Raw genomic sequence first — 22699 nt, 5'->3', positions numbered from 1 at the left:
GCAACCACAATGAACGTCACATTCTCTGTTTACAGATACAACCCGGATGTTGATAACGTCCCACATATGAAGGAATATCGTCTTGATATTCCTGAAGGTTCCGACATGATGGTGCTCGACGCACTGATCCAGCTCAAGGAGCTGGATCCCACGCTCTCCTTCCGCCGCTCCTGCCGCGAAGGGGTCTGTGGATCGGACGGTCTCAACATGAATGGCAAGAACGGTCTTGCCTGCATCACCCCGCTCTCCGATCTCTTGAAGAAGGGCAACAAGGTCGTCATCCGGCCCCTGCCTGGTCTGCCAGTGATCCGCGATCTGGTGATCGACATGACCCAGTTCTACACCCAGTGGGAGAAGGTCAAGCCCTTCCTCATCAACGATGAAAAACTGCCGCCCGTGCGTGAGCACCTGCAATCCCCCGAAGAGCGCGCCAAGCTGGATGGCCTGTACGAGTGTATTCTCTGTGCCTGCTGCTCCACCTCTTGCCCCTCCTTCTGGTGGAACCCGGACAAGTTCATCGGCCCGGCCGGGCTGCTCGCCGCCTACCGCTGGCTGGCGGACAGCCGCGACACCGCGGCTGCCGAACGACTGGGCAACCTGGATGACGCCTTCAGCGTGTTCCGCTGCCACGGCATTATGAACTGCGTGAACGTCTGTCCCAAGGGCTTGAACCCGACCAAGGCCATCGGTCAGATCAAGTCGATGTTGCTCAACCGGGCTGTTTGATACCAGGGCCTGAGGCGCCTTGCGCCGGGCCCGACCTCTGGATAGCCATCCCGTCCCGGGATGGCTATGACCCTACAAGCTGCGCTGCAGTGAACAAGATGTACAAGGGATAGAAATGCATAACGGCGTGATGAAGGCCTGGTTGGAGTCATCTCACCTGGCTGGTGCGAATGCAAGCTACATTGAGGATTTGTACGAATCCTTCCTGGAAAACCCCGACTCCGTGGCCGAAGAGTGGCGCAGCCTGTTTAGCGAGCTGCCCCAGGTCAATGGCCATGCAGTCGAACAACCCCACTCCCAGGTTCGCGACTATTTCCGCCGCCTGGCCAAGGATCCCTCCCGTTACAGCGCCCCGGTCTCCGATCCCCAGGTGGATGCCAAGCAGGTGCGCGTACTGCAGCTGATCAACGCCTTCCGTTTCCGTGGTCACCAGAATGCCAATCTGGATCCGCTGGGCCTGTGGCAGCGTGAAACCGTTGCCGAACTCGACCCGGCCTTTCACAACCTGCAGGGCGCAGACATGGAGGCCACCTTCAACGTGGGCTCCTACGCCATCGGTCGCGAGACCATGGTGCTCTCCGATCTCTACGCCTCGCTGAAGAAGACCTACTGCAGCAGCATAGGTGCAGACTACATGCACATCACCTCCACCGAGGAGAAGCGCTGGCTGCAAGACCGTCTTGAATCCATCGAAGCCAAGGGCAACTACAGCACCGAGGAGAAGACCCGCTTCCTCGAGAGCCTGACCGCCGCCGAAGGGCTGGAAAAATACCTGGGGGCCAAGTTCCCGGGGGCCAAGCGTTTCTCCCTGGAAGGGGGCGATGCCATGGTGCCCATGCTCAAAGAGCTTATCCGCCGCGCCGGTGAGCAGGGCTGCAAGGAGGCCGTCATCGGCATGGCCCACCGCGGTCGCCTGAACGTGCTGATCAACGTGCTGGGCAAGCGCGCCCAGGACCTGTTCGACGAGTTCGCCGGCAAGCACGGGGAATCCTGGGGCACCGGGGATGTGAAGTACCACATGGGCTTCTCCTCCGACTTCGCCACCCCGGGCGGCAACGTCCACCTGGCGCTCGCCTTCAACCCGTCCCACCTCGAAATCGTCAACCCCGTGGTCATCGGCTCCGTGCGTGCCCGTATGGATCGCCGTGGTGACAAGGACGGCTCCAGCGTCCTGCCCATCACCATCCACGGTGACTCCGCCATCGCGGGGCAGGGGGTCGTGGCCGAGACCTTCAACATGTCCCTGACCCGTGCCTACGGCGTCGGCGGCACTGTGCGCATCGTCATCAACAACCAGGTTGGTTTCACCACCTCCTATCAACGTGACCTGCGCTCCACCGAATACTGTACCGACATCGCCAAGGCGGTGCAGGCACCTGTGCTGCACGTCAACGGGGATGACCCGGAAGCCGTGGTGCTGGTGACCCAGATTGCGCTGGATTATCGCAACACCTTCAAGCGCGACGTGGTGATCGAGCTGGTCTGCTACCGTCGTCACGGTCACAACGAGGCGGACGAGCCGAGCGCGACCCAGCCCCTGATGTACCAGAAGATCAAGCAGCACCCGACGCCGCGCAAGATCTACGCCGATCAGCTGATTGGTGAAGGCACCATCACCCCCGAGCTGGCCACTACCCTGGTCAACGACTACCGCGATACCCTGGATCGGGGCGAGCGGGTGAGCAAGGAGTGGCGTCCCATGGAGCTGCACTCCGTGGACTGGACCCCGTATCTGGGTCACGACTGGGCCATGAGCTACGACAGCACAGTGCCCATGGATCACCTCAAGTCCCTCGGCGAGCGCATCAGCCAGTACCCGGCGACCCATGTGCTGCAACGCCAGGTCGAGAAGATCTACGAAGACCGCCGCCTGATGGCCGCCGGTGAGAAGCTGGTGGACTGGGGCTTTGCCGAGACCCTGGCCTACGCCACTCTGGTGGACAAGGGCGCGCGCATCCGCTTCACCGGGGAAGACTCCGGCCGTGGCACCTTCTTCCACCGCCACGCCGTGCTGCACAATCAGACCGATGCGAGCACCTACACCCCGCTGTGCAACCTGCACGACGAGCAAGGTCCGTTCGAGATCTACGACTCGGTGCTGACCGAAAACGCGGTACTGGCGTTCGAATATGGCTACGCCAGCGCCGAGCCGGCCGGTCTGACCATCTGGGAAGCCCAGTTCGGCGACTTCGCCAACTGCGCCCAGGTGGTGGTGGATCAGTTCCTCTCCTCCGGCGAGCAGAAGTGGGGCCGGATGTGCGGTCTGACCATGCTGCTGCCCCACGGCTATGAGGGCCAGGGCCCGGAGCACTCCTCCGCCCGTCTGGAGCGCTATCTGCAGATGTGTGCCCAGCACAACATGCAGGTGTGCGTGCCCTCCACCCCGGCCCAGGTGTTCCACATGCTGCGCCGTCAGGTGGTGCGCCCGATGCGCCGTCCGCTCATCGTGATGACGCCCAAGTCCTTGCTGCGCCACCCGCTGGCGGTGAGCAAGCTCGACGAGCTGGCGGAAGGTACCTTCCAGAACGCCATCGGCGAGATCGATGCGCTGGATCCGAAAGCGGTCAAGCGGGTGGTCTTCTGCTCCGGCAAGGTCTACTACGACCTGCTCGATGCCCGTCGCAAGGCCGAGCAGCAGGATGTAGCCCTGGTGCGGATCGAGCAGCTCTACCCCTTCCCGGAAGAGGAAGTGCGCGCCATCCTGGCCGATTATGCCCACGTCACCGACTTCGTCTGGTGTCAGGAGGAGCCGCAGAACCAGGGCGCCTGGTACAGCACCCGTCATCACTATGACAGCGTGCTGCCAAGCCATGCCCGTCTGCGTTATGCCGGTCGCCCGGCCTCGGCCTCACCGGCCGTCGGTTACATGTCTGTCCACGCCAAGCAGCAGAAAGCCCTGGTGGAAGACGCGCTGACCCTGGAATAAACGAGTTGCGAAGGGGAGGGGGCTCTGTGCAGCCGACCCTCTCCGTCTCTGGAACAAGCCTGCTGGCCAAGAAGTAACAAGGAACTGATTACATGACTATCGAGATCAAGGTACCGGACCTGCCGGAATCAGTGGCGGACGCCACCATCGCCACCTGGCACAAGAAACCGGGCGACCTGGTTGCCCGTGACGAAGTACTGGTTGACATCGAAACCGATAAAGTCGTGCTGGAAGTCCCCGCGCCGGAAGCCGGCGTACTGGGTGACATCCTGCAACTGGAAGGCGCGACCGTGCTCTCCCGCCAGCTGATCGCCATCCTCAAGGCGGCCCCTGTGGCCGGTGAAGAGACCAAGGAGAAGCCGGTGGAAGCGGCGGCCGATGACGCCGCCGACGGCCTGAGCCCCTCCGTGCGCCGCCTGGTGGCCGAGCACGACATCGACGTGGCCAAGCTGACCGGCACCGGCAAGGGCGGTCGCGTCACCAAGGAAGACGTGGATGCCTTCATCAAGAACCTGGGCAAGCCGGCAGCCCCCGCCGCCGTGGCCGCCGCACCGGTGGCGCCCATAGCCCCCCTGGCCGGTCGCACCGAGAAGCGGGTGCCCATGACCCGTCTGCGCAAGCGCATCGCCGAGCGTCTGCTGGAGGCCAAGAACACCACCGCCATGCTGACCACCTTCAACGAGATCAACATGGCGCCCATCATGAAGCTGCGCAAGCAGTACGGCGAGATCTTCGAGAAGAAGCACGGCATCAAGCTCGGCTTCATGTCCTTCTACGTGAAGGCCGTGGTCGAATCCTTGAAGCGCTACCCGGAAGTGAACGCGGCGCTGGACGGCGATGACGTGGTATACCACAACTACTTCGACGTCAGCATCGCCGTCTCCACCCCCCGTGGTCTGGTGACCCCTGTGCTGCGCGACTGCGACAACATGAGCCTCGCCGATATCGAGAAGGCCATCAAGGATCTGGCCGGCAAGGGCCGTGACGGCAAGCTGACCGTGGATGAACTGACCGGCGGCAACTTCACCATCACCAACGGCGGCGTGTTTGGCTCCCTGATGTCCACCCCCATCATCAACCCGCCCCAGAGCGCCATTCTGGGCATGCACAAGATCCAGGACAGACCCATGGCCGTCGACGGCAAGGTCGAGATCCTGCCGATGATGTACCTGGCGCTCTCCTACGATCACCGCATCATCGACGGCCGCGAGTCCGTGGGCTTCCTGGTCTCCATCAAGGAGCTGCTGGAAGACCCGACCCGTCTGCTGCTGGATGTCTGAGCAAGAGTGACTGAAAGATAACGAGGGGCCGCCCAGGCCCCCATTCACAGGGGATTGAGAAACACGAGCCCCGGACGGAAATACCTACAACACGGATAGAGCATCTATGAATCTGCATGAATATCAGGCAAAACAGCTGTTTGCCGAGTATGGCCTGCCGGTCTCCGAAGGTTATGCCTGCGCTACCCCGCAGGAAGCGGCCGAAGCGGCCGACAAGATTGGCGGCAATACCTGGGTCGTCAAGTGTCAGGTCCACGCCGGTGGCCGTGGCAAGGCGGGCGGCGTCAAGCTGGCCAAGAGCAAGGACGAGATCCGCGCCTTCGCCCAGAACTGGCTCGGCAAGAACCTGGTGACCTATCAGACTGACGCCAACGGTCAGCCGGTCACCAAGATCCTGGTAGAGTCCTGCACCGACATCGCCAAGGAGCTCTATCTGGGCGCCGTGGTCGATCGTGGCAGCCGCCGCGTGGTCTTCATGGCCTCCACCGAAGGTGGCGTGGACATCGAGAAGATCGCCCACGAAACCCCGGAGCTCATTCACAAGGCGGCCATCGATCCCCTGGTAGGCCCGCAGGCTTATCAGGCCCGCGAGCTGGCCTTCAAGCTGGGTCTGGTCGGCGATCAGATCAAGCAGTTCACCAAGATCTTCATGGGTCTGGGCCAGATGTTCCTGGACTGCGACTTCGCCCTGCTGGAGATCAACCCCCTGGTCATCACCGACAAGGGCAACCTGCATTGCCTGGACGGCAAGATCAACATCGACGCCAACGCCCTGTATCGTCAGCCCAAGCTGCGCCAGATGCACGATCCGTCTCAGGATGACCCCCGCGAAGCGCACGCCGCCCAGTGGGAGCTGAACTATGTGGCGCTCGATGGCAACATCGGCTGCATGGTCAACGGCGCGGGCCTGGCCATGGGCACCATGGACATCGTCAACCTGCACGGCGGCTCACCGGCCAACTTCCTGGACGTCGGCGGCGGCGCCACCAAGGAGCGCGTGACCGAGGCCTTCAAGATCATCCTCTCCGACAGCAAGGTACAAGCCGTGCTGGTCAACATCTTCGGCGGCATAGTGCGCTGCGACATGATCGCGGAAGGCATTATCGGTGCGGTCAAGGAAGTGGGGGTCAAGGTGCCCGTGGTAGTGCGTCTGGAAGGCAACAATGCCGAACTGGGTGCTCGTAAACTGGCCGACAGCGGCCTCAATATCATCGCCGCAACGAGTCTGACTGACGCAGCTCAGCAAGTGGTTAAAGCAGCGGAGGCCAAATAATGAGCGTTCTGATCAACAAAGACACCAAGGTGATCTGCCAGGGCTTCACCGGCGGTCAGGGTACCTTCCACTCCGAACAGGCGATTGCCTACGGTACCCAGATGGTCGGCGGCGTGTCCCCGGGCAAGGGTGGCACCACCCACCTGGGCCTGCCGGTGTTCAACACCGTCCGTGACGCCGTGGAAGCCACTGGCGCCACCGCCTCCGTCATCTATGTGCCGGCCCCGTTCTGCAAGGACGCCATCCTGGAAGCCATCGATGCCGGCATCAAGCTCATCGTCACCATCACCGAAGGCATCCCGACCCTGGACATGCTGCAGGTCAAGGTGAAGCTGCAGGAAACCGGCGTGCGCATGATTGGGCCGAACTGCCCGGGCGTCATCACTCCGGGTGAGTGCAAGATCGGCATCATGCCGGGTCACATCCACAAGCCGGGCAAGGTGGGCATCGTCTCCCGCTCCGGCACCCTGACCTACGAAGCGGTCAAGCAGACCACGGACGAGGGCTTCGGCCAGTCCACCTGCGTCGGCATCGGTGGCGACCCCATCCCGGGCTCCAACTTCATCGACATCCTGGAGATGTTCCAGAACGATCCCAAGACCGAAGCCATCGTGATGATCGGCGAGATCGGCGGCAGCGCCGAGGAAGAAGCCGCGGCCTACATCAAGGCCCACGTCACCAAGCCGGTGGTCTCCTATATCGCGGGCGTCACCGCCCCGGCTGGCAAGCGCATGGGTCATGCGGGCGCCATCATCGCCGGTGGTAAAGGCACTGCGGCCGAGAAATTTGCCGCCCTGGAAGATGCCGGCGTGAAAACCGTGCGCTCCCTGGCCGATATCGGCAAAGCCCTGCGTGAAGTAACCGGCTGGTAAGTTCTTTTGCCTGTTATCTCTGATAGCAAAATGCCGCCCTAGGGCGGCATTTTTATTTCTCATGATTTGACATTATTATCCATTCTCGTGAATCTAAGAATGATTTTTAACTTGGTAAAGAGGATATATGGAAATTTCATTGCTTGCGGATAATCCGCATGAAGTATCGACAATCGTCGACTGGTATTTCGATGAATGGGCCTCTCATGTGCCCGGTGTTACGAAAGAGATGGTACGTAGAAAGGTTGAAGGCATAGCTTTAAATAGAAACTTTCCATTTAGCTTGGTTGCACATGACGGTAGAGAACTGGTTGGAACATTGGAGCTGAAAATCCAGGAGAATAAAAACCACCCTGAATATGAGTTCTGGATTGGTGGTGTCTATGTTCCTGCTGCACACCGTAGACAAGGCATCGCCAAAAAAATGATTAATGTTGCCAGGGACATGGCTGTTTCCCGTGGTGTTGTGACACTGTACTTGCAATGCGAAACACATAACGTTGACTTCTATCGTGAACAAGGCTTCAACGCAATACATGAATCAAATCATGGTCACTGGGAAACGACCATCATGGTATGGCACGCGGCTGTATAAAAATGGTTTATAGGGGAGGTCGCAAGATTGGTTACATTTGGCCTACCTGATTGTGAGAGTTTGCTGTGATTGGCCATTCGTATTGAATGGCTCGTAAACTACAAGCCTGTGTTTGAGACCGTATTGTTCGAGTCAACGTTGCGATTTACCACGGAAGTTTGCCTGTTTCCAAGCAAATAAAATCCCGTGAATTAACATCATCACGTTCGATCATGTCAACCAGTCTGCTTGCGGATTGCTCCGGTATCAGCGTCGCATCGGCAGGGGCCATTTTGGTGAGCAGTGCCCCGGGGTGGACCGAGATCACTTTAATACCCATGCTTTCCAAATCATCCGCCATGCAGAGTGACAACATATTCTGGGCCGCCTTCGCAATGCGATAAGAGAAAGAGCACTTAATTCCCTTGGTTGCGCCTGCTGCTTGCATGTTCAATGATCCTCTCCTTGAACTGATATTGACGATCAAGGATGGTTGCATTCTATTTGCATGGCTCAGCAGGGCTTTGACGGTAGAAAGAGCACCGACACAGTGCGTTTTAAATTCATAAATGAGTTGGTCGCCTGTGCTGCGTTTGGTATCTATACCCGGAGTACCAGCGGAGCCAGCATTATTTATGACAATATTTATCTTCGTGTTCTCTATAAACTCGGAAAGCTGTGCCTCATAGTTTTCATGAGTTACATCAGCAACAAGCACAGAGACTCCAGGGTATGTAGCCGTCAGCATGTCATAGGCATTGACAGTTCTGACAACAGCATAAACCTGATACTTGTGTTCATAAAAAGTTTGGACGAGTGCCAGCCCTAATCCTCTGCTTGCCCCCGTTATCAATACTGCCTTCATCACACCACCCATTAATCCATATGGCCAGTTTATGTTCATCCGCAGGTTCGAATAGCAGAGCATATTCGGATCTGCGGGGGAGGCTAGTATGCCACAGCTATTTCCGCCCATCAGTGGGTAGAAATGACAGCCGTTAGATGGAGATCTACCAACCTGATTATCTGGATGGGATCACATGAATCGTCGGTAATCGCATCGACCTCATACGATAGGCAAAACCTCCGCCAACCTTGAAAAATCGGGCCATAGGGCGTATAACCACGCGCTTGTCAGTGTATTGAGCGAGCCTACCTTTATGCAGCAGAGTGAACCCGTGCAGAGCGCCCCCTTTTGGCAGGTGAAGAGCCTGCAACAGATGACCATGACGGAGTGGGAGTCCCTGTGCGACGGCTGCGGCAAGTGCTGTCTGAACAAGCTGATTGACGAGGACACCGAGGAGCTGGTGTTCACCAACGTGGCCTGCAACCTGCTCAATACCAAGACCTGCCAATGCTCCGACTACGGCAACCGCTTCAAGAAAGAGCCGGACTGCCTGCAGATCACCTTCGACAAGATTGCCGAGTTCGACTGGCTGCCGTCGAGCTGTGCCTACCGCCTGCTGGCGGAGGGGCAGAGCCTGCCAGAGTGGCATCCGCTTATCACCGGCAGCCGCAGCGCCATGCACCAGGCTGGTCAGTCGGTGCGCGGCAAGGTGGTGCACGAGGCCCATGCCGGCGACTGGATCGATCACATCATCACCTGGGCCAGCTAACGCCAGACCCTTTTCGGGCCAGCCGCCGAACCGTATCAACAGCGAAGGGGCAGGGGAGTCATACTCTCCTGCCCCTTCGGCTTTCTGGCGATTTCCACAGTGCTCTGCGAAGGCGCTTATTTGTCCGCCTTGCCCGCCGCATCGGCAAGTTTGGCCAACTGTCTGTCATACCAGGCCACCGGGCGACCTTCGTCTTCCGCCTGCTCCTTGCGCCGGATGGCATTGCGTACCGCCATGGCCCCCAGCCAGCGCAAGGGCTCGGGCGGGAAATAGCCGCGGGGGCCGCTCACCAGGGCGCATTCGCGCCACGGCTTGTCCTCCTCCCGCAACTCGTCTCTCACCAGGGCCGCCAGGATCTGGCCGCCCATCCAGCTCTGGGCCACCCCGTTGCCCGAATAGCCGAGGCCATAGACGATGTTGGGCTGCTCTCGCCAGTGGCCGAAGAAGGGGAGGCCATCCACAGATCGGTCGGAGGCGCCGCACCAGCTGGCGGCGATGGGCACCTCTTTGAGCGCCGGAAAGAAGCGGCGCAGGGTGCGGGTGAGAGGGGCAAGATAGCGGCTGGGGGCATCGAACTCGGCGAGATGGCGGTTGGCAAAGGCGAAGGTGTTGCCCCCCTTGCCCAGCATCAGCCGCCCTTGCGGGGTGGATCTGTAGTAGTGCACGAAGGTGCGGCCATCCACCACGGAGCGGCCGTGCTCAAGCTGCTGGGTGGCCAGCGCCTGGGGTGCCGGGTCGGTTATCACCATGTCCGAGGAGACCAGCACTATGCTGCGGCGAAACTCGCGAAAGTGCGCCGTCATGGCGCTGTTGAGGGCCAGCACCACCTTGCGGGCGTGGACGATGGCCTCTGGCGTCTGTACCCGTGCAGGCTGTCCCCCTTCGAGGCGCTGCATGGGGGAGCCTTCATAGACCTCGACACCCAGCTCCCGCGCTACCCGCAGCAGGCCGCGCACCAGCAGCGCCGGTTGCACCGAACCGGCGTGAGGGCTGTAGAGCCCTTCCAGATGAACGTGGGAGCCGCTCTGGCTGGCCAGTTCACTCTCTTCAATCGCCTGCCACTGGTTAAGGCCGGCTCGCTTGAGTTCCTGCAATACCGGATCCATCAGGCCGCGCTGGGCCTCGCTGGTGGCGGTGTAGCAGGTGCCCTCGACCCTCAGTTCAGCTTCAATCTGATGCGCCTCGCAGAAGCGGGCGATCTCGTGCACCGCCTGTTCGGAGCCTTGCACCAGCCAGGCGGCCTGCTGCTCGCCAAACAGGCGCTTCAGTGTCAAATACTTGGCCGACCAGGTGAGCAGGCAGCCGCCATTGCGCCCGGAGGCGCCGCTGCCGCAGCGATCTTTCTCCAGCACCATGATACGCAAGTGTGGCTCGGCCTGTTTAAGGGCGATGGCGCTCCAGAGCCCGGTAAAGCCGCCGCCGACGATGCAGACATCCACCTCGTGCTGGCCTTGAAGGGGCGTTGGGGGAGCGGGCTGTTCGGCGGCCAGGGCCTCGGCCAGCCAGAAGGGGAGAGTGGACATGATGACTCCTCGACAAGGTTATGAGTGGCGCCAGCGCTGGGTGCGGGCCAGCAGGGCTCGGCTCAGGAACAGCTGGGCCAGCTTGACGGTGGCGGCGGCCAGCAGGATCAGGGTGGCCATGGCGGCGGCCGTGGCGGTGTCGCCGGAATCTTCCATGTTCAGGACGGCGATGGAGGCGAGCACGCTGTCGCTGGAATAGAGGAAGATCACCGCCGAGGTGGTGGTCATGGCGTTGACGAACAGATAGATAAAGATCTCCAGCAGTGCCGGCAGGGAGGTGGGCAGGGTGACGCGCCAGAACGCCTTCCAGAGTGGAATGCGCAGTGAGATGGCCACCAGCTCCAGCTCCCTGGGCAATTGCTTGAGGCTGGTCACCGCCGTCATATGCCCCACTGTGTAGTAGTGGATGACGCAGGAGAGCACCATCAGTGGCAGGGTGCCATGGAGGCTGCCAAACAGCGGATTGCCGTTGAAAAAGAAGATGTAACCCAGCCCCAGCACCATGCCGGGCACCGCCAGCGACAGCATGGCGAGCAGATGCAGCAACTGGCGAAGCCATGGGAAGTGGCGCCCCTTCTCCTGCGCCCAGGCCAGCACCATGATAAGCACCGTGCCTGTGATGGCGGTATAGAGGCCGAGCTGCAGGGTGTTGGTAAAGGGCTGCCAGCCATAGACGCTGTTGCTGTCAAAGGCGTAGTGATCCAGCGTCAGCCCGAGGTTATAGGGCCAGAACTGCACCAGGGAGCCGTAAACCGCCATGCCGACCAGTGCCAGAAACAGCAGGGCCCAGAGGGTGCACCAACCGAGCGCCAGCAGATCCCGCAGCCGATGGGGCTTGGGGCTATAGGGCACCGCCTTGGTGCTGCTCTGCTCCTGCATCTTGCTGCGCACCCTGTGCTCCAGGGCAAAGCTCAGCAGCGCCGGCAGCAGCAGGGTGACGCTGGCGACGGCGCCGAGGGAGAAGTTCTGCATCCCGATCACCTGGCGGTAGATGTCGGTGGCCAGCACGCTGTACTGACCGCCAATCACCTTGGCCACCCCGAAATCGCAGATGGTGAGGGTGAACACGGCGATGGCGGCGCTGAGCAGGCCATAGCGGGCGGTGGGCAGGGTGACGGTGACAAAGGTGCGCCAGCCGCTGCTGCCGAGCACCCGGGAGGCTTCATAGAGGCGGGCATCGCTCTGGCCGAGCGCCGTGATGAGGATCATCAGGGCGTGGGGAAAGCACCAGAAGCCCAGACCGATGACGATGCCGATGGGGCCGTAGATGCTCTCGCCGCCGAGCAGCCCCTTGGCGATCCCCTGATTGCCAAACCAGTAGACCAGACTGATGGCGGGCAGCAGGGAGGGCATCAAGAGCGGGATCAGGCCAACGAGACGAAACAGCCCCTTGCCCGGCATGCAGGTGCGGGTGAGGGCATAGGCGTAGCCGAAGGCGATGGTCACCACCAGGGTGGTGATCAGTACCCCGAGCCAGAGGGTGTTGCCGAGGGTGCGACCCAGATGGGGGGAGCCGAAGTAGGCGCTGAAGTTGGCAAGGCCCACCCAGAGGCCGTTCTCATCTTGCAGGCTCTTTTGCAGCATGGTGAGCAGGGGCAGCAGCAGGCCGCCGGTGAGCAGGGCGATACCCAGCACAAGCAGCAGGAGTTGCAGCAGTTGATCCCGATTCCAGCCGGTGCAAGAGCGCCGCCAGAGGGGGGCGCGCTGCGGTTGCGACGGGGACAAGGGGGATGAGGTCGTGAGGGGGGAGCTCATGCGCCATCTCCTTCAAAGATCTGCATCGCCCCGGCGGGCCAGTGCAGGGTGCAGCGCATGCCGCTGCGCCAGCCCCCCTGCTCGTGGCGGGGCAGCTCGTGGGTCGGGCGCTCCACCAGAACTTGCTGGGGGCCCAGATAGGTGTCGGCGGTGCAGATGAGGCGCTGGGCGGCGCCGAGAAACTCCACCTGATCTATGGTTGCTTCTACGCCATGTTGACCAAGATAAGGCTCATGGGAGGCGCCCAGGGTGATGGCCTCGGGGCGGATCGCCACCTGCAGCTTGCTGCCGGCGGCGGCGCGGTTGGCGAGGGTCAAAGGCTGTTCGTTGAGGCGCACCTGATTGGGGCCGAGCACCAGGGTCTCGAGGAAGTTCATGGTGCCGACGAAGCTTGCCACGAAGCGGCTCGCAGGCTGGTGATAGATCTCCTGCGGGGTGCCCACCTGCACTATGCGGCCACCCTCCATCACCACGATGCGATCGGCCATGGTCAGGGCCTCTTCCTGATCGTGGGTCACCATGATGGTGGTGATGCCGAGGCGCTGCTGCAGGGCGCGGATCTCGCTGCGAAGGTGGGTGCGCACCAGGGCATCCAGGGCGCTGAGGGGTTCGTCCAGCAGCAGCAGGCCGGGGGAGAGGGCGAGCGCCCGGGCCAGCGCCACCCGCTGCTGCTGGCCGCCGGAGATCTGGCTCGGGTATTTGTGGGACTGGGCAGTGAGATCCACCAGCCCCAGCCAGTGATCGACCCGCTCCTTGATGAGATCCCGCGCCAGCCCCTGATTCTCAAGGCCGAAGGCGATGTTCTGGGCCACCGTCAGGTTGGGGAAGAGGGCGTAGGACTGAAATACGATGCCAAAATCCCGCTGCTGGGGGGGCAGGCGGGAGATATTGCGCCCCCCCTGCCAGATCTCGCCGCTGTCCGGCAGATCCAGCCCGGCGATGGCTCTGAGCAAGGTGGTCTTGCCGCAGCCGGAGGGGCCGAGAAAGCAGATGAACTCCCCCGGCTCAATGGTCAGAGAGATCCCCTTGAGGGCCTGAAAAGCACCGAACTGCTTGTTGAGATGTTGAATGTCCAGATAGGGCTGGGTCATGGTTCGACTCGCTACTGATTTGGTATATACCAGTTTGCCGGTGAAGTGTGACGGTCAGGTGATAAGGGGATGACAGCTTGATGACAGTCCGATGACGATGGGTCGCCGGCAGGTGGCTGTGCCGCGTACAGACGGGCGGGGAGCCGCCCATCGAGGGCGACACAAACATGGGATCTAAACCAAAAAGCGAAGGCCAACAAGCGTTGGCCTTCGGCAAGGGGGTTATTGGCGGCGGTTCGTCGGGCGTGCACGGACCGCTGTGGTTCACGCTTACTGTTTGGCTTCGGTCTTGCCGTCGAAGCTGGCGCTCCACTGGGTCAGGATGGCGTTGCGCTCGCGGGCAGCCCAGCCAAAGTCGTTGTCGATCATCTGACCCTTGATATCCGCCGGATAGCCCGCTCTTGGTTGGGCGACCCCAGGGATGGCGACCACAGCGAACGACTTGTTGTAGAGGGCGTTGGCCTGCTCGGTGGCGGCAAAGTCGAGCAGCTGTTTGGCGGCCTCCAGCTTGGGGGTGCCCTTGATGATGGCGGCGGCCTCCATGTCCCAGCCCGAGCCTTCACTCGGGAACACCACCTCTATGGGGGCCCCCTTGGCCTTGAGGCTGGTGGCCGGGAAGTCGAAGGAGATGCCGATCACCGTCTCGCCGCTGGCGGCCAGCTTGCAGGGAGCCGAGCCCGAGTGGGTGTAGCGATCGATGTTCTGGTGCAGGCCGTTCATGAATTGCCAGCCCTGCTGCTCGCCCATGGTCTGCAGCCAGCCGGCGACGCTGAGGTAACCGGTGCCGGAGGAGCTGGGGTTGGGCATGATCACCTTGCCCTTGTAGACGGGCTTGGTGAGATCCGCCCAGCTGGTGGGGGCCGGTATCCCCTGTTTCTCCGCCTCTACCTTGTTGAAGCAGATGGCGCTGAAGAAGGCGTCCAGACCGATCCAGTGCGGTTCGGCCTTGCCGTCACGAAAACGGCTGTCGAGTTTCTCCAGCCCCTTGGGGGCGTAACCGGTCAGCATCTGCTGCTGATCGAGCTGCATCAGGCTGGTGGCGGCCAGTCCCCACACCACATCTGCCTTGGGTTGGGCTTTTTCAGCCAGCAAGCGGGCGGTGACCACCCCGGTGGAGTCACGCACCCACTTGATGCTGATATCCGGGTGCTGGCGCTCGAACGCGGTTTTCAGCTCGCCGAGCTGCTCCGGCTCGAAAGCGGTGTAGACGGTGAGATCGGTCGCGGCCAGTGCCGGGGCTGTCATGGCGGCCAGCACGGCGGCGGCCAGCAAAGGGGTTCCCTGTTTCATCCTCTTCTCCATATGAATTGGTTTGGTATAAACCAGATTGGTCGAGAGAGAGGCTAGGGGATCTTTATGACGTTCAGGTGACGGTCCCGTGACGTTTTGCCGCACGGGATTGTCCGCTCTTGACTTGTCTGTTCCTAATCCTGGGTATCTACCTCGATCTCCAGGCTGTCGTGGCGCCAGTACTCCAGATCGAAGTCGAGCACCCGGCCGTGCTGGTCGAAGTTGAGCCGCTCGAGGCGCAGGGCGGGCAGACCGGCGGTGGCCCCCAGCGCCTTGGCCACCTCGTCCGGCAGGGCGGTGGGGAAGAAGCGCACCTGCATGCGGGCGTAGTGGAGATCGTAATGGGCCTGATAGATCTCGGTCAGGCTGCCGGCAAGATCCAGCTCCAGCAGGCCGGGCACCCGCTCGGGCAGGCAGTGATTCTCGCAATAGCAGATGGCGCGCCCGTTGGCATAGCGCAGCCGTTTGAGCAGAAACAGGCTGTCGAACGGCTTGAGCTGCAGCCGCGCCATCAGCGCGGGCGGCACCGCCTGGCGGCTTTTTTCCAAGAGCTCGGTGCGCGGTTCTCCCCCTTGCTCCCTCACTATCTGGTGAAAGTTGGAGGTGCGCCTGGGGTTCAGACTAAAGCGCGGCGGGGTGACGAACCAGCCACGGCGATCCTCTCGATAGATGAGGCCGCTCGCCTCCAGCTGCACCAGCGCCTCGCGGATGGTGACCCTTGTGGTGCCGTAGAGCTCCCCCAGCAGCCGCTCGGAGGGGAGCTTGTCGTTGGAGGCCAGGCCCCCCGCCAGGATCTGGTTGGCGAGGGCATCCTTGATCTGCAGGTATTGGGGTTTGCTCATGAAAATCCCTGGTTATGCAATGAGTTGGGCAATGGGCTGATTATCTGCTCGGTCGTTAAACGGCGGCGTCAAAAAATGTTGGTAGAGACCAGTGTTGCCCCTGTTGTTCAGGCTTCCTAGATTATCGCGATCCCGGCGCTGAAAATGAATTTTTTGTTGCACGTGGCCCCACCCCTTTGACCTTGGCGGGGTAGTTACCCACAATGCGCTCATTCTGGTATATACCAAAAGGAGCGAAATCATGACCCATATTCCTGCGGCCCCTGCCGCCGTCGATTACCTGCTGCTGACCCCTGGCCCCCTCTCGACCACAGCTACCGTGCGTGCCGCCATGCTGCAAGACAGCTGCACCTGGGATGCGGACTACAACCTGGGCGTGGTGGAGCCCATCCGCCGCGAGCTGGTGCGCCTCGCCACCGGTCCGGAATATGAGAGCGACTACAGCGCCGTGCTGCTGCAGGGGAGCGGCAGCTATGTGGTGGAGAGCGTGCTGGGCTCCGCCATCGGTAGCGATGAGTGCCTGCTGATCATCAACAACGGCGCCTACGGGGCCCGCATGGGGGAGATGGCCCGCTGCCTCGGCCTGCGCCACCATGAGCTGGACTGCGGCGAGACAACCCGCCCCGAGCCTGCCGCCATCGACGCCATGCTGGCGCGCCACCCCGAGATCACCCATCTGGCCATGGTGCACTGCGAGACCACCACCGGCATGCTCAACCCGCTCGACGAGGTGGCCGAGCTCTGCCAGCGCCGCGGCATTCGTCTTATCGTCGATGCCATGAGCAGCTTTGGCGGCATCCCCATCGACATGGGCCGCCTTGGCATCGAGTTTCTCATCAGCTCCGCCAACAAGTGCATCCAGGGGGTGCCGGGTTTTGGCTTCGTCATCGCCCGCCGCGCTGCGCTGACGGCCTGCGCCGGTCGCGCCCGCTCTGTCTCCCTCGACCTGCACGCCCAGTGGCAGACCATGGAGCAGCAGGGGGGCAAGTGGCGTTTTACCTCGCCCACCCATACCGTGCTCGCCTTTGCCCAGGCGCTGCGCGAGCTGGAAGAAGAGGGGGGCATCGCCGCCCGCCATCGGCGCTACGGCGAGAACCAGCGCACCCTGGTGGCGGGGATGGCCGAGCTCGGCTTTGCGCCGCTGCTGCCAGAAAAATGGCAATCCCCCATCATCACCGCCTTCTACTCTCCGGTCCACCCAGACTACCGCTTCGCCGACTTCTACCAGCGGCTCAAGGCACAGGGCTTTGTCATCTATCCGGGCAAGGTCTCCCAGGCCGACTGCTTCCGCATCGGCAATATTGGCGACGTGACCCCAGAGCGGGTGCGTTGCTTGCTCGCCGCCATGGCCAGCGCCTGCTACTGGCAAGGGGACGCGCGATGACCAGCATGCTGGCTCAGGGTCCTGATCTGCGTGACGATAAGCTGCATGGCAGCGGCCGCGCCGACAGCGAAGGGGATATCAACCTCGGCGAGGGGCGGGCGCGCTGGTGGGCAGGCCAGAGCGAAGATGTACAGGCCGGATTGGCGGAGGATAGCCGCTACTTTCTCCATCAGGCCCTCTCCACCCCCTGTCTGGATCTGCTTGAGAGTGCGCAGGGAAGCTGGCTGACCAGCGTATCGGGCGCGCGTTACCTCGATTTTCACGGCAACAGCGTCCATCAGCTGGGCCACGGCCACCCCAAGGTGGTGGCTGCGGTGCAGCAGCAGCTCGCCGATCTGCCGTTCGCACCCCGCCGCTACACCCATCAGGTCGCCATCGATTGTGCCCGCACCCTGGCCGAACTGGCTCCCGGCGATCTCAACCGGGTGCTGTTCGCCCCGGGCGGCAGCGAGGTGGTGGGCATTGCCTTGAAACTCGCCCGCTTCATCACCGGCAACAGCAAGGTGGTGTCCCTGTGGGATGCCTTTCACGGCGCCTCCCTCGATGCCATCTCGGTGGGCGGCGAAGCCTGTTTTCGCGCCGGCATAGGCCCCTTGATGGCCGGGGTGGAGCGCATTCCACCCCCCACCCGCTATCGCGGCGTCTGGTATCGCGGGGAGGGGGACGACCTGCACTACGCCGATTATCTGGAGTACGTCATCGAGAAGGAGGGGGGGATCGGGGCCTTTATCGCCGAGCCCATCCGCAACACCGATGTGCAGGTGCCCTCGAAGGCCTACTGGCAGCGGGTGCGGGAGATCTGCGATCGCCACAAGGTGTTGCTGATCGTCGACGAGATCCCCAATGCCCTGGGCCGCACCGGCCACTGGTTCAGCTTCGAAGAGTTCGGCATCGAGCCAGACATCATCTGTCTGGGCAAGGGGCTGGGGGGCGGGGTGGTACCGTTTGCGGCGCTCATTACCCGCGACCGTTTCAATCAGGCGGCAGCTATTTCTCTTGGTCACTACACCCACGAGAAGAGCCCCATCGGCTGCGCGGCGGCGCTCGCGACCATCGCTACCATCCGCGAAGAGGGGTTGCTTGCAAAAGCGCAGGAGGATGGCCGCTTTATGGCGGCCGAGCTCGGCAAGTTGGCCGAGCGTCACCCGCTGATAGGACAAGTGCGCGGTATCGGCCTCCTGTGGGCGCTCGATCTGGTGGTCGATCACCAGAGTCGCACCCGCAATAGCCAGGCCGCCGAGCGGCTGCTCTACCGCTGTCTGGCGCTGGGGCTGAGCTTCAAGGTCTCCCAGGGCAACGTTATCCAGCTCTCGCCCCCGCTCAATATCGCCCGCGCCGATCTGGTGCAGGCCATCAACATTCTCGATCGCGCTCTTGGCGAGATCGCACTCTCACCGGAACAGGAAGATCACCATGACTGACTTGCAGATTGCCATCCACCCGGCCACCGATGTAGAGGCACTGATCCTCGACTGGGCCGGCACCGTCGTCGATTTCGGCTCCTTCGCCCCCACCTCCATCTTCGTCGAGGCCTTCGCCCGCGCCTATGACTTTGCTGTGACCCTGGATGAGGCGCGCCAGCCCATGGGCCTTGGCAAGTGGGATCATATCGCCGCGCTGGGCCGTCTGCCCTCGGTGGATGCGCGCTGGCTGGCCCGTTTCGGCCACACCATGAGCCACGCCGAGGTGGACCACCTCTATCACACCTTTATGCCGCTGCAGATTGCTGCTGTGACCCGCTTCGCCGCCCCCATCCCCGGGGTGCTGCCGGTGCTGGACGCACTGCGGGGGCAGGGGCTGCAGATCGGCTCCTGCTCCGGCTATCCCCGCCCCGTGATGGAGGCGCTGGTACCGGCGGCGGCCGATCACGGCTATCGCCCGGATCACTGGGTCGCCACCGACGATCTCAAGGCCGGTGGCCGCCCCGGCCCCTGGATGGCGCTGGCCAACGTGATTGAGCTGGGCGTGAGCGCCGTGCATCGCTGCATCAAGGTGGATGACGCCGTGCCAGGCATCAGAGAAGGGCTGAACGCCAGCATGTGGACGGTGGGGCTGTCGGTTTCCGGCAACGAGTTTGGCGCCACCTGGGAGGAGTTTGCCGCCATGAGCGAAACCGAGATCGCCGCCCGACGTGTACCGGCCGAGGCCAAGCTGCGGGCGGCGGGGGCCCACTATGTCATCGACACCCTGGCCGACATCGCCCCTGTGATTGCCGATATCAACCGCCGTCTGGCGGCTGGTGAGCGACCCTGATCAGAAGAGGGAAGGGGAGGCGCTATCCGCCTTTGCCCTGAAACGCAGACATAAAAAAACCGGCGCCTGGGCGCCGGTTTTTGTTCACCGAGACTCTATTACAGAGAAGCGGTGAAGGTACGGGTGATGACGTCTTGCTGTTGCTCCTTGGTCAAGGAGTTGAAGCGAACGGCATAACCGGATACGCGGATGGTCAACTGCGGATATTTCTCCGGGTTTTCCATGGCGTCCAGTAGCATTTCACGGTTCATCACGTTGACGTTCAGGTGCTGACCGCCTTCCAGGTTGGACTCGTGGTGGAAGTAACCATCCATCAGGCCGGCCAGGTTGGCTTTCTGGGCTTCCATGTCTTTGCCCAGGGCGTTCGGTACGATGGAGAAGGTATAGGAGATACCATCTTTGGCGTAGGCGAACGGCAGCTTGGCGACGGAAGTCAGGGATGCAACCGCACCCTTCTGGTCACGACCGTGCATCGGGTTGGCACCCGGGCCGAACGGCGCACCGGCGCGACGGCCATCCGGGGTGTTACCTGTCTTCTTGCCGTACACCACGTTGGAGGTGATGGTCAGCACGGATTGGGTAGCCACGGCACCGCGGTAGGTGTTGAGCTTCTGAATTTTCTTCATGAAGCGCTCGACCAGGTCACAGGCGATGTCATCGACGCGGGCGTCGTTGTTACCGAACTGCGGGTACTCGCCTTCGATCTCGAAGTCGATGGAGACACCATCTTCGTCACGAACCGGCTTGACCTTGGCGTACTTGATGGCAGACAGGGAGTCGGCCGCCACGGACAGACCGGCGATGCCGCACGCCATGGTGCGATAGACGTCACGGTCGTGCAGCGCCATCAGGGAGGCTTCGTAGCTGTACTTGTCGTGCATGTAGTGGATGATGTTCAGGGCGGCGACGTACTGCTTGGCCAGCCAGTCCATGAAGTGATCCAAGCGATCCATCACGTCGTTGTAGTCGAGGTACTCGGACTTGACCATTTCGGTTTTCGGGCCGACCTGGATCTTGAGCTTCTCGTCCATACCGCCGTTGATTGCATACAGCATGGTCTTGGCCAGGTTGGCACGAGCGCCGAAGAACTGCATCTGTTTGCCGATGATCATCGGGGACACACAGCAAGCGATGGCGTAGTCATCGTTGTTGAAGTCCGGACGCATCAGGTCGTCGTTCTCGTACTGAACGGAAGAGGTCTCGATGGATACCTTGGCACAGTACTTCTTGAAACCGACCGGCAGCTTCTCGGACCACAGGATGGTCAGGTTCGGCTCAGGGGACGGGCCCATGGTGTACAGGGTGTTCAGCATACGGAAGCTGTTCTTGGTGACCAGGGTACGGCCATCAACGCCCATACCGGCCAGGGTCTCGGTGGCCCACATCGGGTCGCCGGAGAACAGTGAATCGTATTCCGGGGTACGCAGGAAGCGAACCATACGCAGCTTCATGACCATGTGGTCCATCAGCTCCTGGGCTTCTTGCTCGGTCAGCAGGCCTTTCTTCAGGTCACGCTCGATGTAGACGTCCAGGAAGCTGGAGGTACGACCGAAGGACATGGCGGCACCGTTCTGGGACTTGACTGCCGCCAGGTAGGCGAAGTAGGTCCACTGTACGGCTTCTTTGGCGGTCTTGGCCGGCACTGAGATGTCGCAGCCATATTTGGCGGCCATCACCTTCATCTGGGCCAGGGCACGGTGCTGCTCGGAGATCTCTTCGCGCAGACGGATGGTGGCTTCCAGGTTGACACCGTTTTCCAGATCGGCCTGCAGGGACTTGAACTGGGCCAGCTTGTCGGCCATCAGGAAGTCGATACCGTACAGGGCAACACGGCGGTAGTCACCGATGATGCGGCCACGGCCGTAGGCATCCGGCAGACCTGTGATTACGCCGGATTTACGGCAGTTCAGGATGTCCTTGGTGTAGACGTCGAACACACCCTGGTTGTGGGTCTTGCGGTACTCGGTGAAGATCTTCTCGACCATGGGGTCGAGCTGACGGCCGTAGACTTCGCAAGAGGTCTTGACCATCTTGATACCGCCGTTGGCGATGATGGCGCGCTTGAGCGGCTTGTCGGTCTGCAGACCGACGATTTGCTCCAGGCTCTGGTCGATATAGCCGGCATCGTGAGCGGTAATGGTGGAGGGCAGGTCGGTATCAAAATCGACCGGCGCGTGAGTGCGGTTCTCGATCTTGATCCCTTCCATGACCTTGTCCCACAGCTTGGTGGTGGCTTCGGTCGCGCCAGCCAGGAAGGACTCGTCACCTTCATACGGGGTGTAGTTCTTCTGGATGAAGTCACGGGTGTTGACAGAGGTCTGCCATTCACCGGCCGCGAAGCCTTCCCATGCTTTTTGGAACTGTTCGTTAAGTTCTGCCATTTTCATTACCTCTCAAGGTATTTATGTGTCTGCCGCCATCCTTAATGATGGCGACGGAAGATAAACCAGTAAGTCAGACCAACCATGACGCCGCCACCAATGATATTACCAAGGGTGACCGGAATGAGGTTGTTTAGGACGAAGTTGGATACGGTCAGATCGGCGAACGATGCCGGGTCCTGGCCGATGGCCTGCCAGAATTCCGGGCCTGCTACCGCATGGATGGCGATGCCGACCGGGATCATAAACATGTTTGCGATGCTGTGCTCAAAGCCGGAGGCCACGAACATGGCGACGGGGAGCAGCATCACCATCACCTTGTCGGTGGCGCTGCGGGCGCCGAAGGCCATCCACACGGCGAGACACACCATGAGGTTGCAGAGGATGCCGAGCGCCAGGGCCTCGAAGAAGGTGTGATGGATCTTGTGCTGGGCCACTTTCATGGCATTCAGCCCCCACTGACCATCCGCCGCCGTGTATTCGGCCGACATGATGATGAGCGCGACTATGATGAGCCCGCCGATGAGGTTGCCGAAGTAGACCAGACCCCAGTTCTTGAACAGCTGAGCCCAGCTGATGCGGTTGGCGGCCTTGGCCACCAGAGTCAGGGTGGTGGAGGTGAACAGCTCGGCACCGAGCAGCACGCACAGAATGAGACCGAGGGAGAAACAGAGACCGCCGACCAGCTTGGACATGCCCCAGGCCATGCCGCTCGATCCCGTGGTGACCGTGATGTAGAAGACGAATGCGATGGCGATGAAAGCACCTGCCGTGATGGCCAGAGGAATGACCTTGTGGGCGGGCTTGGTTGCCTTGGCATAGGTAATGTCTTCTGCCAGCGCGGCTATGGCTTCGGGCTTCAGACAATCAAAGGGAGATTCTGCTTTCAATTCTCAGTACCTGCATATTTTGC

The 22699-nt window shown here is 61.5% G+C and carries 18 protein-coding genes; 10 read left to right on the top strand and 8 right to left on the bottom strand.

Annotation, left to right across the window (positions count from 1 at the left end; translation table 11 throughout):
• Positions 1–9 precede the first annotated feature (9 nt).
• The 6 genes from HB860_RS08475 (at position 10) to HB860_RS08450 (ending at position 7672) form a co-directional block, all read left to right on the top strand.
• Positions 10–726, top strand: a complete 717-nt coding sequence (locus HB860_RS08475; RefSeq protein ID WP_139435404.1) for a succinate dehydrogenase iron-sulfur subunit — start codon at positions 10–12, stop codon at positions 724–726.
• A gap of 115 nt (positions 727–841) precedes the next feature.
• Positions 842–3652: a 2-oxoglutarate dehydrogenase E1 component gene (gene sucA / locus HB860_RS08470; RefSeq protein ID WP_247626337.1), complete on the top strand. Its 2811-nt coding sequence runs from the start codon at positions 842–844 to the stop codon at positions 3650–3652.
• A 92-nt stretch (positions 3653–3744) separates the two neighbouring features.
• Positions 3745–4932, top strand: coding sequence for a 2-oxoglutarate dehydrogenase complex dihydrolipoyllysine-residue succinyltransferase (gene odhB, locus HB860_RS08465; protein WP_139435408.1), 1188 nt, complete (start codon positions 3745–3747; stop codon positions 4930–4932).
• A 106-nt stretch (positions 4933–5038) separates the two neighbouring features.
• The gene (gene sucC, locus HB860_RS08460; protein WP_106886993.1) at positions 5039–6205 is read left to right on the top strand and encodes an ADP-forming succinate--CoA ligase subunit beta; all 1167 of its coding nucleotides are present in this window, start codon (positions 5039–5041) and stop codon (positions 6203–6205) included.
• Positions 6205–7077, top strand: a complete 873-nt coding sequence (sucD, locus tag HB860_RS08455) for a succinate--CoA ligase subunit alpha (RefSeq protein WP_042649072.1) — start codon at positions 6205–6207, stop codon at positions 7075–7077. Before sucC ends, sucD begins: the two co-directional genes overlap by 1 nt.
• 127 nt (positions 7078–7204) lie before the next feature.
• Positions 7205–7672: a GNAT family N-acetyltransferase gene (locus HB860_RS08450; protein WP_247626336.1), complete on the top strand. Its 468-nt coding sequence runs from the start codon at positions 7205–7207 to the stop codon at positions 7670–7672.
• 145 nt (positions 7673–7817) lie between these two features.
• Here the strand turns inward: HB860_RS08450 and HB860_RS08445 are convergent, their stop codons facing one another.
• Positions 7818–8516, bottom strand: a complete 699-nt coding sequence (locus tag HB860_RS08445; RefSeq protein WP_247626335.1) for an SDR family NAD(P)-dependent oxidoreductase — start codon at positions 8514–8516, stop codon at positions 7818–7820.
• A gap of 295 nt (positions 8517–8811) precedes the next feature.
• Here HB860_RS08445 and HB860_RS08440 point away from each other — a divergent pair, with 295 nt between their 5' ends.
• Positions 8812–9267 (top strand): YcgN family cysteine cluster protein, encoded by a 456-nt coding sequence (locus HB860_RS08440; RefSeq protein WP_139435416.1) that lies wholly within the window; start codon positions 8812–8814, stop codon positions 9265–9267.
• A 116-nt stretch (positions 9268–9383) separates the two neighbouring features.
• Here HB860_RS08440 and HB860_RS08435 read toward each other — a convergent pair whose 3' ends face one another.
• From HB860_RS08435 to phnR, 5 genes are all read right to left on the bottom strand, one after another.
• A complete protein-coding gene (locus HB860_RS08435) occupies positions 9384–10790 on the bottom strand; it encodes an FAD-dependent oxidoreductase (protein WP_247626334.1) in 1407 nt (468 codons plus the stop codon).
• Positions 10791–10808: 18 nt separating this feature from the next.
• A complete protein-coding gene (locus HB860_RS08430) occupies positions 10809–12545 on the bottom strand; it encodes a putative 2-aminoethylphosphonate ABC transporter permease subunit (RefSeq protein ID WP_247626333.1) in 1737 nt (578 codons plus the stop codon).
• The gene (locus tag HB860_RS08425) at positions 12542–13636 is read right to left on the bottom strand and encodes a putative 2-aminoethylphosphonate ABC transporter ATP-binding protein (RefSeq protein WP_247626332.1); all 1095 of its coding nucleotides are present in this window, start codon (positions 13634–13636) and stop codon (positions 12542–12544) included. Before HB860_RS08425 ends, HB860_RS08430 begins: the two co-directional genes overlap by 4 nt.
• A 270-nt stretch (positions 13637–13906) precedes the next feature.
• A complete protein-coding gene (locus HB860_RS08420) occupies positions 13907–14926 on the bottom strand; it encodes a putative 2-aminoethylphosphonate ABC transporter substrate-binding protein (protein WP_139435424.1) in 1020 nt (339 codons plus the stop codon).
• 134 nt (positions 14927–15060) lie between these two features.
• Positions 15061–15768 (bottom strand): phosphonate utilization transcriptional regulator PhnR, encoded by a 708-nt coding sequence (gene phnR, locus HB860_RS08415; RefSeq protein WP_247626331.1) that lies wholly within the window; start codon positions 15766–15768, stop codon positions 15061–15063.
• 241 nt (positions 15769–16009) lie between these two features.
• On the opposite strand from phnR, the gene phnW reads away from it, so the two are divergent.
• The 3 genes from phnW to phnX are packed head-to-tail and all read left to right on the top strand — an operon-like array spanning position 16010 to position 19405.
• Positions 16010–17152 carry a 2-aminoethylphosphonate--pyruvate transaminase gene (gene phnW, locus HB860_RS08410; protein WP_247626330.1) on the top strand — a complete coding sequence of 381 codons (1143 nt, stop codon included), beginning with the start codon at positions 16010–16012 and terminating at the stop codon, positions 17150–17152.
• Entirely contained in the window at positions 17149–18573 is a 1425-nt protein-coding gene (locus HB860_RS08405; protein WP_247626329.1) for an aspartate aminotransferase family protein, read from the top strand. The genes phnW and HB860_RS08405 overlap by 4 nt, the downstream gene beginning before the upstream one ends.
• Positions 18566–19405: a phosphonoacetaldehyde hydrolase gene (gene phnX, locus HB860_RS08400; RefSeq protein WP_247626328.1), complete on the top strand. Its 840-nt coding sequence runs from the start codon at positions 18566–18568 to the stop codon at positions 19403–19405. The genes HB860_RS08405 and phnX overlap by 8 nt, the downstream gene beginning before the upstream one ends.
• A gap of 98 nt (positions 19406–19503) precedes the next feature.
• On the opposite strand, the gene pflB is transcribed toward phnX, so the two are convergent.
• Positions 19504–21786, bottom strand: a complete 2283-nt coding sequence (pflB, locus tag HB860_RS08395; protein ID WP_139435434.1) for a formate C-acetyltransferase — start codon at positions 21784–21786, stop codon at positions 19504–19506.
• Positions 21787–21827: 41 nt separating this feature from the next.
• Positions 21828–22676: a formate transporter FocA gene (focA, locus tag HB860_RS08390; protein ID WP_139435436.1), complete on the bottom strand. Its 849-nt coding sequence runs from the start codon at positions 22674–22676 to the stop codon at positions 21828–21830.
• Between the last annotated feature and the right edge of the window lie 23 nt (positions 22677–22699).

The organism is Aeromonas genomosp. paramedia, from assembly GCF_023093515.1.
Classification (GTDB): Bacteria; Pseudomonadota; Gammaproteobacteria; order Enterobacterales; family Aeromonadaceae; genus Aeromonas.
Note: the sequence above shows the minus strand (reverse complement) of the source record. Positions and strands in the feature narration are given on the sequence as shown.